General features: G+C 43.7%; 16 protein-coding genes. All 16 read left to right on the forward strand.

The annotated features are described in order from the left end of the window. The first annotated feature begins 239 nt into the window (after nucleotides 1-239). The 16 genes from EXU57_RS17590 to EXU57_RS17665 all read left to right on the forward strand — a co-directional run bounded on the left by EXU57_RS17590 (nucleotide 240) and on the right by EXU57_RS17665 (nucleotide 17375). Nucleotides 240-1127, forward strand: coding sequence for an ABC transporter permease (locus EXU57_RS17590; protein ID WP_133269554.1), 888 nt, complete (start codon nucleotides 240-242; stop codon nucleotides 1125-1127). A 306-nt stretch (nucleotides 1128-1433) separates the two neighbouring features. Continuing rightward, entirely contained in the window at nucleotides 1434-2699 is a 1266-nt protein-coding gene (locus EXU57_RS17595) for an ABC transporter ATP-binding protein (RefSeq protein ID WP_133269555.1), read from the forward strand. A gap of 61 nt (nucleotides 2700-2760) precedes the next feature. Further along, the gene (locus EXU57_RS17600; RefSeq protein ID WP_133269556.1) at nucleotides 2761-3366 is read left to right on the forward strand and encodes an acyltransferase; all 606 of its coding nucleotides are present in this window, start codon (nucleotides 2761-2763) and stop codon (nucleotides 3364-3366) included. 82 nt (nucleotides 3367-3448) lie between these two features. Continuing rightward, on the forward strand, nucleotides 3449-4252 hold the full coding sequence (locus EXU57_RS17605) for a TylF/MycF/NovP-related O-methyltransferase (RefSeq protein ID WP_133269557.1): 804 nt from the start codon (nucleotides 3449-3451) through the stop codon (nucleotides 4250-4252). Next, on the forward strand, nucleotides 4249-5145 hold the full coding sequence (locus EXU57_RS17610) for an NAD-dependent epimerase/dehydratase family protein (RefSeq protein ID WP_133269558.1): 897 nt from the start codon (nucleotides 4249-4251) through the stop codon (nucleotides 5143-5145). Before EXU57_RS17605 ends, EXU57_RS17610 begins: the two co-directional genes overlap by 4 nt. Continuing rightward, nucleotides 5124-6260 carry a glycosyltransferase family 4 protein gene (locus EXU57_RS17615; protein WP_133269559.1) on the forward strand — a complete coding sequence of 379 codons (1137 nt, stop codon included), beginning with the start codon at nucleotides 5124-5126 and terminating at the stop codon, nucleotides 6258-6260. The genes EXU57_RS17610 and EXU57_RS17615 overlap by 22 nt, the downstream gene beginning before the upstream one ends. Beyond that, the gene (locus EXU57_RS17620) at nucleotides 6257-7453 is read left to right on the forward strand and encodes a glycosyltransferase family 4 protein (RefSeq protein WP_133269560.1); all 1197 of its coding nucleotides are present in this window, start codon (nucleotides 6257-6259) and stop codon (nucleotides 7451-7453) included. Before EXU57_RS17615 ends, EXU57_RS17620 begins: the two co-directional genes overlap by 4 nt. Before the next feature lie 219 nt (nucleotides 7454-7672). Beyond that, nucleotides 7673-8797, forward strand: a complete 1125-nt coding sequence (locus EXU57_RS17625) for a DegT/DnrJ/EryC1/StrS family aminotransferase (RefSeq protein ID WP_133269561.1) — start codon at nucleotides 7673-7675, stop codon at nucleotides 8795-8797. Next, complete coding sequence (locus EXU57_RS17630; protein WP_133269562.1) at nucleotides 8797-9825, forward strand: NAD-dependent epimerase/dehydratase family protein; 1029 nt, start codon at nucleotides 8797-8799, stop codon at nucleotides 9823-9825. The genes EXU57_RS17625 and EXU57_RS17630 overlap by 1 nt, the downstream gene beginning before the upstream one ends. Nucleotides 9826-9924: 99 nt before the next feature. Then, entirely contained in the window at nucleotides 9925-10569 is a 645-nt protein-coding gene (locus EXU57_RS17635) for an acetyltransferase (RefSeq protein ID WP_133269563.1), read from the forward strand. A 10-nt stretch (nucleotides 10570-10579) separates the two neighbouring features. Continuing rightward, on the forward strand, nucleotides 10580-11728 hold the full coding sequence (locus EXU57_RS17640; protein ID WP_133269564.1) for a hypothetical protein: 1149 nt from the start codon (nucleotides 10580-10582) through the stop codon (nucleotides 11726-11728). A gap of 2 nt (nucleotides 11729-11730) precedes the next feature. After that, a complete protein-coding gene (locus EXU57_RS17645; protein ID WP_133269565.1) occupies nucleotides 11731-12696 on the forward strand; it encodes a glycosyltransferase family 2 protein in 966 nt (321 codons plus the stop codon). Nucleotides 12697-12854: 158 nt separating this feature from the next. Further along, nucleotides 12855-14705: an asparagine synthase (glutamine-hydrolyzing) gene (gene asnB / locus EXU57_RS17650; RefSeq protein ID WP_133269566.1), complete on the forward strand. Its 1851-nt coding sequence runs from the start codon at nucleotides 12855-12857 to the stop codon at nucleotides 14703-14705. Between the two features lie 24 nt (nucleotides 14706-14729). Then, complete coding sequence (gene hisH, locus EXU57_RS17655) at nucleotides 14730-15350, forward strand: imidazole glycerol phosphate synthase subunit HisH (RefSeq protein WP_207955521.1); 621 nt, start codon at nucleotides 14730-14732, stop codon at nucleotides 15348-15350. A gap of 94 nt (nucleotides 15351-15444) precedes the next feature. Further along, the gene (locus tag EXU57_RS17660; RefSeq protein ID WP_133269567.1) at nucleotides 15445-16212 is read left to right on the forward strand and encodes an AglZ/HisF2 family acetamidino modification protein; all 768 of its coding nucleotides are present in this window, start codon (nucleotides 15445-15447) and stop codon (nucleotides 16210-16212) included. A 2-nt stretch (nucleotides 16213-16214) separates the two neighbouring features. Then, a complete protein-coding gene (locus EXU57_RS17665) occupies nucleotides 16215-17375 on the forward strand; it encodes an N-acetyl sugar amidotransferase (protein WP_133269568.1) in 1161 nt (386 codons plus the stop codon). Nucleotides 17376-17808: the final 433 nt, after the last annotated feature.

Consider the following 17808-nt stretch of genomic DNA (forward strand, 5'->3'; position numbering starts at 1 on the left):
CGAACTAAAGGTTTAACTGCAATATTTTTTTGGTAGCCGGCAGCAGGAATTTTTTTCGACATCGTTGTGTCACTCACTTGTACGGCAACAACGCTGTTCATCAAAGCAAACAGTTCAGGAAATAGTAATAAGCCGATAAGGAATTCGCCTATTCTTGCATTGCCTTGGTTCATTTGTAAATAAACGAGATTAGATCAGTAGCGTTGGGCCTTTTATGTGCCTGACGATTTTAGAAAATTATGGAAACCACAATAAGAAAAGATCAGGATACGGCCGCTTCTTACGGCGATTGGGACATGGTGATAGAACCACAGACCAGCTCTTTAAATCTTAAGCTTGGTGATGTATGGCAATACCGTGACCTGTTGATGTTATTGGTTCGACGTGATTTTGTTTCTTTTTACAAGCAAACAGTGCTTGGTCCTGTTTGGTTTTTTATACAACCGTTATTTACTACAATCATTTACACGTTCATCTTTGGCGACCTTGCAGGCATATCAACTGATGGTATTGAACCCAAAGCCTTGTTTTATGTTGCGGGGGTAACCTGCTGGAACTATTTCGCAGAATGCCTGACCAAAACCTCTACGGTCTTTAAAGATAATTCAAACGTATTTGGTAAGGTTTACTTTCCAAGGTTGATCATGCCGCTAAGTATTGTCATGAGTAACCTCATTAAATTTGGCGTTCAAATGCTCCTTTTTGCCGTTATGATGATTTACTTCAGCCTGCTTGGAGGTGGTACCTTTCACCTTACCTGGTATGTATTGCTCTTCCCTGTTCTTGTTGTGCAGATGGCACTCCTGGGACTTGGACTAGGGATGATCATTTCTGCACTAACTACAAAATATCGTGACCTGGTGTTCCTGGTAACCTTTGGTGTGCAGTTGCTGATGTATGCCACCACGGTGGTTTATCCGTTATCAAAAGCTCCAGAAAAATACAAGTGGCTCATATCGCTGAACCCGATGACACCAATCATCGAAACCTTCCGGTATGGCTTTCTCGGGGCAGGTACATTTACCTGGGCTTCGTTGGCTATCAGCGCTGCTATTACCCTTGGAATAACGTTATTCGGAATAATTATTTTTAATAAAGTAGAGCGGAATTTTATAGATACTGTATAGGGAAACGGCCTGCGTCTTTTCTTTCGGTATCTCAACTAGCTTTCTAACCGGCTACGTATTTTGGGGATTTCAGGAAAACAACTGATATCCAGGTCTTCATGACTAGCCCAAATAGCTTACGCTACCATATGATCAAACCGGTATGCAGGTGACAGGTTTATCCGGCAAGCTACTGTTTTAGCAAATGGATATAGGCATTGCTGCTGCTGCAAAATTCCCGGTTCCTTCACGATTGCTGCCTTCACATTGCTTTCCATACGTCTTATTTATTCAAAGAATCATCTACAAGAAAATTAGTGCTTTAGAATGTCTGTAGCTATAAAAGTTGAAAATTTATCAAAGGCTTACCAATTGGGTGAAATCGGTACGGGTACTATTTCGCGTGACCTGGAACGTTGGTGGGCAAGAAAGCGTGGCAAGGAAGATCCATTTCTGAAGATAGGTGAGTCAAACGACCGGACAGTTAAGGGTGGCAGCAATGTAGTGTGGAGCCTTAAGGATTTAAACTTTGAGATTTCACAAGGCGACCCGATCGGTATAATCGGCAGAAACGGTGCGGGTAAAAGCACGTTATTAAAACTCCTGAGTCGTGTTACGGCACCAACGGTGGGATCGATTAAAGCCAAAGGTAGAATAGCAAGTTTGCTTGAAGTAGGTACAGGTTTCCATCCTGATCTTACCGGGCGGGAGAACATCTTTTTAAACGGGGCTATCCTTGGTATGCGGAAGTACGAGATAAAAAGAAAGTTCGACGAAATTGTAGAGTTTGCCGGAGTCGAAAGATATATCAACACACCGGTTAAAAGATATTCATCGGGTATGTATGTGCGCCTGGCATTTGCCGTTGCTGCCCACCTTGAGTCGGAGATTTTGATTGTGGATGAGGTACTTGCTGTAGGTGACTCGGAGTTTCAGAAAAAATGCCTTGGAAAAATGGGCGATGTGAGTAAAGGGGAAGGGCGAACAGTGCTATTTGTAAGTCACCAAATGGGATCCATTGCCCAGCTTTGCGAAAAAGCCATCCTGTTAAACAAGGGCCAGGTGGTTGCTTACAGCAAAACCACGGAAGTAATTGAGAGTTACTTATCACTCGGAAAAACCTTGTCTAACAAGTATAAGTGTGCTCCGGAGAAACAAACGCAGGAGTACTACTTCGAGGAGCTTTATACGGTGAACGATCGCAACGAAGAAACAGACCAGTTTGGCTTCAATGAAACCATTACTGTGGTGATGAGGATTGTTGCAAAGCAGCGGTATGCTAACGTACTCCTCGGTCTTAACCTGCAGAATAACCTTGGTGGTTTTGTTGCATCTACGGTTAATGAATTTGAATACCATAGAGAAACCGGAAATTACCATTATGACTTCCGCGTATCTATGCCAAGCGGGATCATTGCGCCGAATACATATGCATTTCGCTTTGCGATTTTTTCGGATGGCGGAAAAATCTACGATATGCTTGAGGCCGAATGCCAGCTTAAAATAAACGATACAGGAACCAGTCTTTCACGCTATGAAGGCCTTGACTATGGAAACGTGATTCTTGACTTTGAATGGGAAAAGCTCAACTAAGCAGTTCAACCCATCTCCTTTTACCAGTTTTTTTATACATCATCAGAAAATAAGAATCTTAATGAGTTTTGAAAAAGTAGCAAGAAAACTTTTCCGGCTTGTCTTTCCCGGAAAAAAACCCATTGACTACTCAAAAATGCCAAATGTTACCATTGGTAAGAACACGGAATTTGCCGGAAGTATAGATATGTCAAGGGCACCAAATTCACGTGTGATCATTGGCGATGATTGTATGATTGGCTGTGCAATTAACCTGGAGACAGATAATGCAGTGTTAGAGATCGGCAACAATGTTTTTATCGGCGGTGGATCTAAGATTCAGGTTACGAGTAAAATAACCATTGAGTCCGACATCCTGATTTCAACCGATTGCATGATCCAGGATAGCGATAATCATCATGTCGACTTCAACATCCGGAAAAAAGACCTTCAGGAATGGCGCAGGGGATACCATGACTGGACTACCCACCCAAGCTTGCCAATTAAAATCAGTCATGGTGCCTGGGTAGGCGCCAGGGTTATCATTTTAAAGGGTACAACCATTGGAGAAAAAGCGATTGTAGGCGCTGGAAGCGTCGTCACCAAAGATGTCGCCCCATATACCATTGCGGCAGGTAATCCTGCAAGGATGATAAAGGAAATCGCAGAACGAGAAGTCACCACATAGTTTACAAGGTTCACAAATTCTTAGCCCGGTATCGCTAACGGCTGTTTTACTTAGCGCAATTGATTATTAATTTTTAGCTTTTATGATTTTAGATCTTTATCGAAAGACAAAATGGTTTTTACAGAATTACAAGGACGTCGGGTATGGAAATAAGTTGGTTCCAAAAACGGCAACAATGGTTATCGACGGATATTTCAACGGCGAAGTCACTTATGCCACTGACAATCTGGTAACAACCAACAACTGTGATTTCATTAAAGATCCCCGGTTTGCGAAGGCGTACCAGGCAGCAGCAGATACCAACCCGTGGAGCGGGTTTACTTTACAATGGCGGGTATACATTGTATGCTGGTTTGCTGAACATGTAAAGAAACTTGAGGGTGACTTTGTGGAGTGCGGTGTAAACACCGGGGCGTATTCAAGAGCCATCATCGATTATATTGATTTTGCATCTTTGAACAAGAAGTTCTATTTGCTCGACACCTATGAAGGACTTGTAAAGGAACAGATCTCCGAAGCTGAGAAAAAAGAAGGACTGGATACCATATACCTCGATAACTACCGCGACGTTTACAATGACGTGGTGAAAACCTTTGCCCCGTTCAAAAATGTTCAAATCGTTCGTGGTGCAGTTCCACATACGCTGCCCGAAGTAACTTCTGAAAAGATCTGTTACCTGTCGATTGATATGAACGTAACAGAACCCGAGATTGCAGCCGTTAACTACTTCTGGGATCGTATCGTTCCTGGTGGGGTGATCATCCTCGATGACTATGGTTTCCCGGCACACATTAATCAAAAGCTTGCTTTTGACCAGCTGGCCAAAGAAAGAAATACCCAGATTTTATCACTTCCAACCGGCCAGGGGATCATCATCAAGCCATGAGAATTCTAATCCTTGGATCAGAAGGGTTTATCGGAAGTAATGCAGTACGGCACTTCGAAGCAAACGGCCATACTGTTTTTAAGGCAGATATTATTATCAAGGAAGAACCTGGTTACACCATTATTAATCCTGAACACAGCGACTTCACCAGCTTGTTTTTAGGTAAGCAACTCGACGCCTGCATTAATGCAACCGGTTCCGCCAACGTACAGTTCTCTTTTACGAACCCTGCGCTTGATTATAGCCTCAATGTGGCCAACGTTTACCTCTTGCTTGATGCCATACGCAGGTATGGTGAAGGATGCAGGTTCATTAACCTTTCAAGTGCGGCTGTTTATGGCAACCCAAGCGTACTGCCGATTTCTGAAGAGGTTCAGTGTGCCCCCTTGTCACCGTACGGCTTGCATAAACTCTATAGCGAACACATCTGCAAAGAATTCACGGACCATTTTGGCGTACCGACTATTTGCCTGCGTATTTTCTCGGCTTATGGTGAGGGCCTGAAAAAGCAATTGTTCTGGGATTTGTACAAAAAACTGAGTGCACCTGTAAAGCGCGTACAATTATTTGGAACAGGCAATGAGTCAAGAGACTTTATTTATGTTGGCGACCTCGTTCGTGCGCTTGAAAGTATTCTTTTACATGCCGACTTCAATGGGAAGGCTATAAACGTAGCAAGTGGAAGGGAAACACGTATCAGCGAAGTTGTGGAACTTTTTAAAACGCTGCTGCACTCAGAGATTGACATCAACTTCAGTGGTGAAAATAAGATTGGCGATCCTGTTAACTGGAGGGCCGACATCAGCCTGCTTGCAAGCTTAGGATTTGAAGCAACAACAGAAATAGATACCGGGTTAAAAAATTACATTGAATGGGTAAAAGGAAAAGAATAGCTACGCTTCTGAGCAGCTATTCTTCAGCTACAGGTGTTACGATTTACTTAATAAACCTCATTAAACATTTCAACGCGTTTGAAGATGCAAGCAAGCCGGAACTGATTGTATTTTACAGTAACGACTCACCGATAGATGATGTAAAGAAAATTGGATATCCGTATATAGAGTATATCAACTCCGATAAGCGACAGTTCATTTTGTGGCGCATTTTTAAGCGGCTGATCAGGGTAGTGTTTAAAAAAGAAATCAACAATTACGTAAAAGCTGATTTTGTTTACCCTGCACTTGAGACAGAGAAGTTCTCGCTTATAAAGACCAAAATATTTTGGAAGGAAGACTTCCAGGAATGCTACCTGCCGGAAAACTTTACCAAAGAAGACATCTCCTATACCGAAAGCTTCTTCAAACTATTGGCTGATAATCCTGACTACCACCTGGTTTTAAGCAGTGAGTCGTCCAGGAACGATTTGTTCAAGTTTTATGGGAACATTAAAAATCCCATCCATATCCTACGCTTTGTTTCTTTAATTCCGGAGTTACAGCCCGAGAAGACTCCGGCGGTGTTAAAACAATACAATATCGACGCGCGATACTTTATTGTTTGTAACCAGTTCTGGCCACATAAGAATCACATCACCGTAATTGAAGCAGTAGCGATTTTGAGGCAACAGGGATACGAAGACTTCAAAGTTGTATTTACCGGTAAAACTTCCTCACATCGTAATAAAGAATATTTTCCAAGTTTACAGAAGCGTATTGATGAACTTGGAATTTCGAAGCAATTTATCGTGACCGGGTTTTTGCAACGGGAGGATCAACTACTAATGATGCAGAATTCACTTGCCGTTGTTCAGCCATCGTTGTTTGAAGGCTGGAGTACGGTAATTGAAGATGCAAAGGCGCTAAACAAATATGTAATCGCAGCCGATCTTGATGTAAACATTGAGCAGATGACAGAAAATGTCTCTTTCTTCGGAAGGCTCAATGCTGATGAACTCGCCCTGCAGATGAAAAAGGTCCTCATCGATCCGCCTGTTGTAAAAGAAAAAGATTACAAGCAAAATATTCAAAAGTTCCGTAACGACCTGGCAGACCTGTTTCAGTTATCATGAAGATTCTATTTGTTGCCTTACCGTACAGCATTCATACGGCAAGGTGGATTTCTCAACTAAACAGGAATGGCTTTAATGTGCACGTTTTTTCTTCCATGATGGGGCACGACTTACATGACGCCATTTCTGGCGTGACCTTTCATGAGAATTTTTTTGATCGTACAAAGCCGGCTAAAAGCGAGAACACTTACTCCAGTATTGCGTTACAGGAGTTATCGTTTATAACGGCGCCAATTGCAAAAAAGGTTATACGTAAGACCTTGTCAGTTGCCGGGCTTGCAAAGTCACGGGCACTTTTGCTAAAAGCGGTAATCGAAAAGATTCGTCCCGACATTATTCATTCGCTCGAGTCGCAACATGCCGGTTACCTGGTAAGTGAAGTCAGGCAAATGAGTAGCGGTAATTTTCCGTTGTGGATACATTCCAATTGGGGGATTGACCTGCACTTCTTCGGTCGCCTTCAAAGACATGTACCACTGCTGTCGAAAATGCTTTCAATGGTAGATGTGTTTATCACTGAAGGGAAACGCGACGAAGTGCTTGCACGGAAGTTTGGGTTTAAAGGAACAACCTTTACCTTTCCGAGCGTAGGTGGCGGCTTTAATGTGCCTGCTGTTCCCAACGTTCAACCTTCGCAAAGGCGTAAAATTCTTGTGAAAGGAACCCAGGATCTTGTAAGAAGAAACCTCGTTGCGATAAGGGCACTTGAAAGATGTGTTGACATACTCGCCGATTACGAAATTGTACTGTACAGCTCGAACGAGATAACGCAGGCTGCGGCAGAACTTTTTTACCATAGCACAGGTAAAAAGATCACGATCCTGCATGAGGTGTCACAGCTTCAGATGTTAGAACTTAATGGTAACGCAATACTGAACATCTGCGTTAATATGAGTGATGGGGTTCCTAACGCGATGTTGGAAGCGATGATGATGGGAGCTTTTCCGGTTCAGTCCGATACCTCGCTTGCAGACGAATGGGTGGAACACGGGAAAACGGGGATGATCGTGCCACCGGAGGACCCTGATGTAATCGAAAAAGCAATCAGAACTGCATTGTCGAATCCCGAGTTAATCGATGCCGCTGCAATAATCAACAGACAGGCAATTATAGAAAGGCTTAATTACAACAACACCCAAAATGCCGTCGTTAACATGTATAACGGCGAGCTTATTAAACGGAAGAGGGATTAACCCGGCATTTAAGCTGGTGTCGGTTATTTTAGCCAAGGAGCTCCGGAAAGGTATGGCGTACAAGCCCGCCCGGTTGAAGCCATTCGGACGGGAGTGCGACCCGATAATAAATTGGGGCACGGCGCAACGATGTTCTATAGCATTCCAGGAGCTCGGTTAATAGAATTGCTCAGAGAACAACAGATCAGGAACAAACAAAATCTAGATAAAGCGCAGTAAATGAAAATTAATATTGTAAAACCCTTTTTGCCGGAATTGTCGGAGTTCCAGGGTGAGTTCGAAAAATGTTTACAGAGCGGATTGGTTACCAACAATTCACCTTACGTAAGACTTTTCGAGGAGAAACTACAGGAGTTTTTCGGAAGCGAAATAAAGCCCTCTGTTAATTGCAATGGGGAAATGTCGTTGTACCACCTGATCCAGGCCTGGAAGTTTAAAATGGGTGTTGATGCTCATGAGTCGTTTGAAGTGCTGGTGCCTTCTTTTACGTTTACCGGCACAATCAACGCATTGGTGATGAACAACCTGAAACCCGTTTTTTGTGATGTTGACCAGTCACTGGTACTTGACATCAACAAATGCGTTGTTGACTCTCCCGACATTAAAATGATCGTTTCTGTTGGCGCTTATGGTAATCTTACCGATCTGGAAAAACTTGGTGAGTTTGCAAAGCAGCACAACCTTGTTACCATTCTCGATAATGCACCTGCATTCGGATCTAAGTTTAAAAACAAGTATCCATGGGAATATGGCTTTAGCGAAATGATCAGCTTCCATGCAACCAAAATATTCAACTCGATGGAAGGCGGTGCAAACATTGTGACCGATCCGGAAATTGCTGAGTACCTGTTGCGCCTGCGTGATTTTGGCCAATACGAAAAAGTCAGGGGCGATGTAGATATGCCAGGACTAAACTCAAAGATGCTTGAGGTTGCTGCTTTAGTTGGTTTGAAGAATCTGGAGAAAGTTGATTTTATTCTTAACAGCCGGTTCAAAAACATTGAAGCATATAAGTCGTTCTTTAGTGAGCTTGAGAGCAAGGACCTGCTGAAGACCATGCGTGTAGACGAGGACGTGTTGTGTACGTATTTGTACTTTCCATTAATTCTTAACGAGGAAGCAACAGACTTCGTGAACTACATGCAGGAACATGATATAGCTGTAAGAAGATACTACACCGCTAACCACGACCTTAAATTTTACAAGGGCCGTTATCGCAACCAGGACCTAAGCTATACCGACCAGATCAAGAACAATATTGTTTCCCTTCCTATTCATACCGTTATGAGTAACGAAGAATTGGAGTACCTATTTTCAACAGTTAAATCGTATTTTATTAAGTAATGAAAAAAGTTATCGTAACAGGTGCCGGTGGGTACGTAGGCATACCATTGTGCCAGGCATTATTATCCAAAGATTACCAGGTAATCGCGTTGGACAGGTATTTTTTTGGCACAGATAAGCTTACGTCTATCAGCAGCCATCCTAATCTTACGGTTGTAAGAGAAGATATCCGCTACTGCGATACGGCTATTTTCAAAGATGCATATGCAGTTTTCGATCTTGCTGGTTTAAGCAATGATGCGACGGCTGAAATTGATCCTGCATTAACCGTCTCCATCAACTACAAAGGATCTGAGCGGTTTGCAAGAGAAGCTAAAAAGGGTGGCGTACAAAGGTATATTTACGCCAGCTCTGCCAGCGTATATGGAGCAGGTGCTAAAGGATCCCTTAGAGAGACCGACTCTTTGTCGCCACAAACAGAATACGCGAAGAGCAAAGTAGCTATTGAGACCGTATTGCACGAATTAGCGGACGATAACTTCTCTCCTGTTATGATGAGAAACGCAACGATCTTCGGCCTCGCGCCACGTATGCGTTTTGACCTTGCCATCAACATCATGACTTTACGTGCCTGGAAAGAACGCGTAATTTACATCATGGGTGGTGGTGAACAATGGAGACCATTTGTACACGTTAACGATGTTGTTCGTGCATTTATGCTCATGCTTGAGTCTCCGAAAGACCTGATACATGACCAGATTTTCAACGTTGGTAGTTCTGAATTGAATTACCAGATTAAGCAACTGGCGCAATTCGTGATCGATGTAATTCCAAACGTTGTCATCCACACGATCCCGGATGATCCAGATAAGCGTACGTACAACGTAAACTTCGAAAAAATCCAAAGCGTTTTGGACTACCGCACGACGATCCAGATACACGAAGGGATTGTTGAGATCAAGCAGGCGCTTGAAAAAGGATTGCTTAATGGCGACGATCCTACCTGCTACACGCTGCAATGGTACAATTCGCTGATCACCTGGCACAACCGGATCAAAGAATTGTCTTACAACGATACCATTCTTTAGTTAAGGCTAAAGTGAATCATAATACGGTAAGCCTGCCCGAAGATTGTATTCGGGCAGGCAACTGTTTAATGGAACTATCCATTAAAAGCTGGCGACTAAATGAAGGAACAAAAACTGGCAATTATTGGCGGGGGTCGGCATGCACTTGAAACCTGCTATTTTCTTGAAGATCTTGGTTTAAAACACCGCCTGGCAGCTTTCGTCCAGGACGAAGCTGAAGAAGGAAAGGAATTGATGGGCGTTCCCGTATTGTCGGCAGCAAATATGATTGATCGCTACCGGCACTCTGGTGAAGTACTACTATTAGGTTGCATTGGTAGCATCAGCGATAATAAACGGCTTGCAGAAAAGTTCAAAGCTGAAGGCTTTGGATTTTATAACGCGCTTAACCACTCAGTAAACGTGAGCCGTCAAAAGTTCATCGGTACCGGGGTAACCGTTGCTCCCGGTTCAATACTCACAGCAAACATCAGTTTAGGGGATCATTGCATCATAAACATAGGTTGTACCATCAGCCATGATGTAGAAATAGGTCAATACGCGAATATATCGCCTGGTGTACATATGGCAGGAAACGTGAGAATAGAAGACGAGGTGTTTGTAGGGATCGGAGCTAATTTCATTCCTAAAGTAGTTGTAGGGAAAGGAGCAATCGTTGCAGCAGGTGCTTGTGTTACCCGCGACGTTCCACCATACAGCATGGTAGCCGGTGTGCCGGCGGTCATAAAAAAGATGTTGCGCTAATTAGAATTTCATGCCCGAAACATTAAGAGATACATACCCATACTGGCTTAAAAGAACTTTTAGATTCTTCAACTACCGGGACGAACGCAAGCGTTTTTTCAGGGAGATCGGGATCAAAAAAGAACAGGACCAGCTAATCCGAAAGTATAACAGAGAAACTGAAAATCTTGTCATATTCCTTGTGCCCGGGGCAGATAGGAAGACCGGAAAGGACACCATCTCCGGTGGGGTAACATCACTCGTTTCGTTATGCGAAGAAAGTGCAAAGCTTTCAAAAATGATGAATGCCGAGGTACTCATGACGGTATTTCCAAGAGAGTTCCTGTTGCTCAAACACGAGAACTTCGAAAATAACGTCGACGTATTTCGGTTCGAACAGTTGCCAACCTACTTTACAAAGCTTAAAAGTGTACTCATACACATTCCTGAATTTCTTGTTGCACACTTCGAAGAGAATTTATTAGAGAGTGAATTGAAGTGGCTGGTGAGTATCCCAAAAGTTCACGTAAATGTAATCAACGCGAATATTCTTTTAATGCCATCCGAGCACGTTGTAAAACAACTGGAGTCGGTGGCTACGAAGATTACCATTACTGCGGCACATACCAAATACTGCACCCAGTACTATCGCGATATTTATGGCGTTCCTATCCATAAATTCTCTGCATGGATCAGTCCGGAGCAATATGTTTTTGTACCCTACGAGAAAAAGGAAGACATCATTGTTATATCGCCTGATCAGAACGAAAACAAAGCGATTATACTTAGCAGGCTCGGCGAAACAAAGCTCGAGTTGAAGATTCTTGAAAACCTGACTTACAAAGATTTTAAAGAATTGGTTGGCCGTGCCAAGTGGGCGCTTACTTTCGGGGAAGGTCTCGATGGTTATATACTTGAACCCATCTTTAGTGGTACGGTTGCCTTTGCTGTTTACAACGAAGATTTCTTTACTCCTGATTTCGAGCATACCAATGGTATATATGGTAGCTACAACGAAATGCTTGAAAACATTGTTTCAGACATTCGTAAACTTGACAATCCGGAATCGTACAAGGCTTTCCAGAAGGAACAATTTGACCTTTGTGCAAAGCATTACAATTACGAAACTTACCAGCGAAATATCCGCTTGTTTTATGAAGAAAAATATTCGTTTAAATAACAATGGATGCGCCGCTGGTTACTGTAATCACTGTCACTTACAACTCTTCATTATATGTGCGTGATACGATAGAGAGTGTACTATCGCAAACGCATTCCCACCTTCAGTACGTTATTGCAGATGATTGCTCTACAGATAACACCTGGGAGATCATTCAACAATACAACGATCCACGCATAACGGCATACAGGAACGAAGCAAACCTGGGAGAGTATCCAAACAGGAATAAGGCGATCTCCTATGCCACCGGTGAATACCTTATTTTCATTGATGGCGACGACGTCATCTATCCTCACGGTATTGCCTTTTTTGTAAACATGATGCAGCAATTTCCAGGGGCAGCCCTGGCAATACAAAAAGAGTATACCAATAATGTGTTATACCCGGCCTTGCTGTATCCTGAAGATTCCATGCGCAATTATTACTTCGGGAAAGAGAATTTGTTGTCCTCCAGTTTTGCATCAGATTTTTACAGAACCGATGCCATAAAAGCTGCCGGGTTCCTATCAGAAAAATACGTTGGTGGCGATAACCTTATCCGTTTGATGGTTGCTTTAAAGAAGCCCGTGTTGCTGGTTGCCGGCTGGGTGAGTTGGCCAAGGGAAACCCCGGGACAGGCATCATCCCGTATGAGCCTCGAAACGCAATATGTCGAACACTTCCGGATTGCATCCGAACTAGAAAATGCAAACGACCCCGAACTTGTGCAGCCTTCCGTTTGGCAAAGTATCAACAGAAACAACCGGCGATCGCTTGCCAGGTTCATATTACGTACAATAGCACAGGGCAATTTCAAGCTTGCAAACCGGGTACGTACAAAAGGGGAACTTAAGTGGGGTGAACTTTATAAAACGGCAATGCTTAAAGGGGAGAACCACGATTTTCTTGCCGGCTATTCTCCTGCAAAACCATTTAAACGTGGTTTTCTTAATCAATTGGCGACACCATCAACCAGTCGCCTGAAATAGTGGGGGCGAACAAAGGTTACTAAAATCCCTGGCAACGGAATGCACGAAGCACTAAGACGGTTCCTACGAAGCAATACAATATCGGTACATCGCAGCAATATGGATAGGTTTTCCGCGTTTGCTTTGTCCCGATAAATCCCAGGATTTTTTTTAAAATTATGTGTGGAATAAGTATCCTTATCAGTAAAGCAAATTTAGCGGTTCCCCAGGATCTGATCAGGGATATGAATGATAGGGTTAGCCATCGTGGTCCTGACGGAGAAGGTTTTTATTCCGGGGTCAACTTCGCTTTTGGTCACCGTCGTTTATCCATCATCGACCTTTCACATGGAGGCGATCAACCAATGGAAAAAGGTGGAGATTGGCTCGTGTTCAATGGGATGATTTACAACTACATTGAATTAAGAGAAGAACTTATAACACTCGGCCATCAATTCCATTCGCATTCCGATACTGAGGTACTCCTTGCGGCATGCCTTCAGTGGGGCATTAAAGCCTTTGATCGTTTAAACGGCATGTGGGCGTTTGCCTGGTACAGGCAACAAACCAACGACATCATTTTTTGCAGGGATCGTTTCGGGATAAAGCCCCTGTTCTACACAACCTCGGGCGACTTCTTTGGTGCTGGATCTGAAATAAAGCAATTTCATGCGGTGCCGGGTTTTCAATCGAAGTTAAACAAGAAAGCAGCAGTTAACTTCTTAACGAACGGCTACCTTAATTACGCTGAGGATACTTTCTTTGAAGGTGTACACGAGTTGCGCGCAGGTCATTACCTGCACTACCATTTGGATACCCACAAGTATTCAGTTCATCAATGGTACAACCTCGACAAAGCCGCACCTCCAATATCGGTATCGTGGCAGGACGCAAAACAGCAAGTCCGGGCACTCTTTAATGACAGCCTCAAGATACGGTTGCGTGCCGATGTTAAACTAGGAAGCTGCCTTTCGGGTGGGCTTGACAGCAGTTCAATCGTCTCGAATGTCCATGCCCAAAAGTTGGGTCCAATGGATTTTGTAACCATCACCAGTTGTTACGAGCAAAAGGAGTACGACGAACAACAGTTCAGCGATCTGGTGTCTGCCGCAACCGGGTTTAAAGCCATAAAAACATTTCCCCGCCTGCAGGATATGTTGGATAAAGGAGAACTGGACGAAATGATCTTTCACCAGGAACAGCCCCTGAACTCCGCCTCAAATTATTCAGAACACGAAGTTTTTAAAACGGCAAAGTCGAACAACCTTAAGGTTATGCTCGATGGACAGGGCGCTGACGAATACATTTGCGGCTACAACGAATTTTATATAGCTTACCTGGGCGAATTAGTTCAGTCAGGACGCATAAAAAAGTTATGGCAGGGTTTTAAAAGGAAATCGCAGCACCAAAAAACAAGTGTTGGCAGCTATGTCAATAACTACCTGCGAACGGTTGCGCTTTACCCGGTATTACCGCGGCTAAAAAAAATTATGGGCCGCAATAATCATCCATGGCTCAATCCGGATTGGAAGTCGTTCGCTGAAAAGAATCTTATCCATTTTTCTTCGGGTAACATCAGGTCGCTGTCGCTATGCGAAATGAGTTTTACCAGCTTGCCTATGCAATTGCATTCTGAGGATCGCAATTCTATGAAGCATGCCATTGAGTCCAGGCTCCCATACCTCGATCACAGGCTTGTTGAGTACATTCTTTCATTGCCATCTCATTTCAAAATAGCCAACGGATTTTCTAAATATATTGTTCGCGAAACCCTCGACGAACTCCCGGAAGCCATTCGGTACCGTAAAGATAAAATGGGCTTTGTTGCACCAGACGAATTATGGATCCGCGAAAACCACGAACAAGTAAGGGCGGAGCTTGGCGATGCTATTGCCGCAACTGGTATCTTTTCTGAAAACCTGCTTCATCGTTTCGATCAGTTCATCGATCGAAAACTTGGTTTTGAACCATTATACTTTCGGGCGATAACGCTTAACAGGCTAATCAGGATTTTCAGCCTGAAGGACTGACACCATTATTAAACAAATGTTCTTTTGAATATTGTTATTGTTGATTACGGAATTGGAAACGTTGCCTCCATTCAGAATATGTTGAAGAAGGTTGGCATCGACTCACAAGTGTCGGGTTCGGTAGCCGACCTCGAGAACGCTGGTAAAATTATATTGGCAGGCGTGGGTGCCTTCGACACCTGCATGCAAAACCTGCAGCGCTCGGGATTACGTGATGTTCTGGATAGCAAAGTAATAAAGGAAAAAACACCTGTGTTGGGTATTTGCGTGGGTATGCAAATGCTAACTCACAAGAGTGAAGAAGGCACATCACCCGGACTAGGCTGGATAAATGGCCAGGTTGTAAAGTTCAATCCCGCTAAAATGGTGGTTCCCGAAAAGGTGCCGCACATGGGGTGGAGCGAAGTTGAAAAGGCTACTGACTCAACCCTTTTGAAAGACTTGCCTACTGAACCGCGTTTTTATTTTGCCCATTCATATCACGCAGAAATTGAAGATCCCAGTGATGTAATGTTGTGGACGGAATATGGCTACCGGTTTGCGGCTGCTGTTGCACGCGAAAACATCTTTGGGGTACAATTTCATCCTGAAAAAAGCCATCGCTACGGCATGCAATTACTCCGGAATTTTGCGACCTACCCATAACAGAAATTACAGATAATGTGGGGTGCCTTCCATTCAGGCGAACCTTTAACCACTACAAACACGCATTTCCCTTAGGGCTTTCTAACTATCCAGCATGCGAAGAATAAGGGTCATTCCTACTTTACTGATACAAAATGGCGGCTTGGTAAAATCCGTCAAGTTTCAGCAACACCGCTATGTTGGCGACCCGATCAATGCAGTTAAAATCTTTAACGACAAAGAGGTTGACGAACTGGTATTACTTGATATTTCTGCCTCAGCTGCCAAACGATCGCCTGATATGCATTTTATCAGCCAGGTAGCATCTGAAGCGTTTATGCCACTTTCCTATGGAGGTGGGGTGACTAAGGCTCACCAGGTACAACAACTTATTTCGGCTGGTATAGAAAAGGTGATCATCAATACCTCCGCGTATACAAACCCGCAGTTAATCAGCGACGGAGCAAAGCTGGTGGGCAGCCAGAGTGTAGTTGTTTCGATTGATGTGAAGAAAAACTTCTGGGGTAAGCAAAAGGTATTTGTTCAGAACGGAACAGTAAACACCAACGAAAATCCGGTGGATTATGCGCGAAGAATGGAGTCGCTTGGTGCCGGGGAGCTGCTGTTAAACGCTATAGAAAAGGATGGCACTTTTACCGGATACGATGAAGAGCTGATCCGTTCGGTATCAGCCGCGGTAAACATACCAGTGATTACAATTGGCGGTGCAGCCGAAATCAGCGACTTTGAAAAGGCTATAAAGGTGGGAGCCTCAGCTGTCGCAGCTGGCAGCATGTTTGTTTTTCAGCGGCCACATCGCGCAGTGCTCATCAGTTATCCATCACAACAGCAACTGTCCGAACAGTTGTTCTCTAACATCTAACAATGGTCCTTCACAAAGATGATCCGCAATACCGCCAATGTACCCTGACAGTTATGGATAATATAGCTGATCCGGATATTACATTCGACGCGGATGGAATATGCAACTACTATCATGAATATAAGGTAGCAGAAAGAGAGCAGGTAATTACCGGAAAAGAAGGGGAAGAAAAGCTAAACGCACTCGTTGCCAGGATGAAGGCAGTTGGAAAAGGAAAGCCTTACGACTGCCTGATCGGTTTAAGTGGAGGAGTAGATAGTACCTATGTTGCCTACCTGGTAAAGCAATTTGGGTTAAGGCCGTTGGCAGTACACCTCGACAATGGCTGGGACTCAGAGCCCGCTGTTAAAAACATTGAAAACGTAATTAAAAAACTGGGCATCGACCTTTATACGATCGTTGTCAACTGGGAAGAGTTTAAGGATATCCAACTTGCTTATCTGAAAGCTTCTGTGGTAGATATAGAAGTTGTTTCCGACCATGCCATTTTTGCTACCATGTATCGGATAGCAAAAGAAAAGAAAATTCCGTATATCATAAGCGGAACAAATATCGTTACCGAGTATATCATGCCTCCCTCGTGGTTATACACCAAGATGGATTTCCGCAATCTGAAGGATATTTACAAGCGGTATGGAAAACTAAAGCTTAAAACATACCCGATTTTCGACTTTAAGCGACATGTATATTACTCAGCTGTACTGAAGCTTAACCCAGTTTCGATTTTAAACTTTACTGATTACAATAAAACAGCGGTAAAAAAACTCATACAGGAAAAGCTCGACTGGGCCGACTACGGCGGTAAGCATTATGAGTCGATATTTACAAAGTTTTACCAGGCTTATATCCTGCCGGAGAAATTTCACATTGATAAGCGTAAGGCTCACCTTTCAACCCTAATCTGTTCGGAACAAATGACTAAACAGGAGGCACTGGAAGAGTTATCACATGACCTTTATCCAGTCCGTGACCTTGAGCGCGATAAGGCCTATGTATTGAAAAAGCTTGGTCTGAGCAATGCTGAATTCGACGCCATCATGCAAATGCCCGTGCAATCCCATCACGATTTCGCCTCCGACAGGCACCTGAAAGCGGGCTTCATGACATTATTAAGAAGAACCGAACGATTCCGTCATTTACTTAGGAAAAAGCAACAAAACTAACCGTTGGTAGAGCGCCCGGTTCTCCTATCCATTGCGGTTGTAACCATTTTGATTGTCCGGTTGGGCAAAATGCCTGGTCGCAATGATAGGCTCACCGGATTGATAACAGACTGCCAGTCCTTAAAATTTGTTTTCCACACCTTCAGCTACTATTTTGCATCGCCTTAGAGCAGGGAGTGTTTGGTTAGTGTGACCCGAGAGACAATTATCTGCAGTTCTATGAGTCCTGCTTACTCTGGCGCCACATTTGCGTAGGAGAGAGCCGTTTTATTTGAACTGGTACTAGCTAAAAGTTTGAACAGGTCCCGGACAGTGCAGAGATCTTAGCTTTTTGCTCATTACACAGCGGGGCTTAGTTTCTGTACGGTGCAACAACCAGGTGGTGCGGTCGCGTCTAATGACTCGACATCTCCTGGTTCACGCTTCACATGAT

This window comes from Segetibacter sp. 3557_3 (assembly GCF_004354985.1).
GTDB lineage: Bacteria > Bacteroidota > Bacteroidia > Chitinophagales > Chitinophagaceae > Segetibacter.

Excerpts from the sequence above, each read along its gene's own strand:
- EXU57_RS17590 (WP_133269554.1), top strand. The coding sequence starts at position 240 with ATGGAAACCACAATAAGAAAAGATCAGGATACGGCCGCTTCTTACGGC.
- EXU57_RS17630 (WP_133269562.1), top strand. The coding sequence starts at position 8,797 with ATGAAAAAAGTTATCGTAACAGGTGCCGGTGGGTACGTAGGCATACCA.
- EXU57_RS17660 (WP_133269567.1), top strand. The coding sequence starts at position 15,445 with ATGCGAAGAATAAGGGTCATTCCTACTTTACTGATACAAAATGGCGGC.
- EXU57_RS17610 (WP_133269558.1), top strand. The coding sequence starts at position 4,249 with ATGAGAATTCTAATCCTTGGATCAGAAGGGTTTATCGGAAGTAATGCA.
- EXU57_RS17605 (WP_133269557.1), top strand. The coding sequence starts at position 3,449 with ATGATTTTAGATCTTTATCGAAAGACAAAATGGTTTTTACAGAATTAC.
- EXU57_RS17615 (WP_133269559.1), top strand. The coding sequence starts at position 5,124 with ATGGGTAAAAGGAAAAGAATAGCTACGCTTCTGAGCAGCTATTCTTCA.
- EXU57_RS17600 (WP_133269556.1), top strand. The coding sequence starts at position 2,761 with ATGAGTTTTGAAAAAGTAGCAAGAAAACTTTTCCGGCTTGTCTTTCCC.
- EXU57_RS17595 (WP_133269555.1), top strand. The coding sequence starts at position 1,434 with ATGTCTGTAGCTATAAAAGTTGAAAATTTATCAAAGGCTTACCAATTG.
- EXU57_RS17625 (WP_133269561.1), top strand. The coding sequence starts at position 7,673 with ATGAAAATTAATATTGTAAAACCCTTTTTGCCGGAATTGTCGGAGTTC.
- EXU57_RS17635 (WP_133269563.1), top strand. The coding sequence starts at position 9,925 with ATGAAGGAACAAAAACTGGCAATTATTGGCGGGGGTCGGCATGCACTT.
- EXU57_RS17620 (WP_133269560.1), top strand. The coding sequence starts at position 6,257 with ATGAAGATTCTATTTGTTGCCTTACCGTACAGCATTCATACGGCAAGG.
- EXU57_RS17640 (WP_133269564.1), top strand. The coding sequence starts at position 10,580 with ATGCCCGAAACATTAAGAGATACATACCCATACTGGCTTAAAAGAACT.
- asnB (WP_133269566.1), top strand. The coding sequence starts at position 12,855 with ATGTGTGGAATAAGTATCCTTATCAGTAAAGCAAATTTAGCGGTTCCC.
- EXU57_RS17645 (WP_133269565.1), top strand. The coding sequence starts at position 11,731 with ATGGATGCGCCGCTGGTTACTGTAATCACTGTCACTTACAACTCTTCA.
- EXU57_RS17665 (WP_133269568.1), top strand. The coding sequence starts at position 16,215 with ATGGTCCTTCACAAAGATGATCCGCAATACCGCCAATGTACCCTGACA.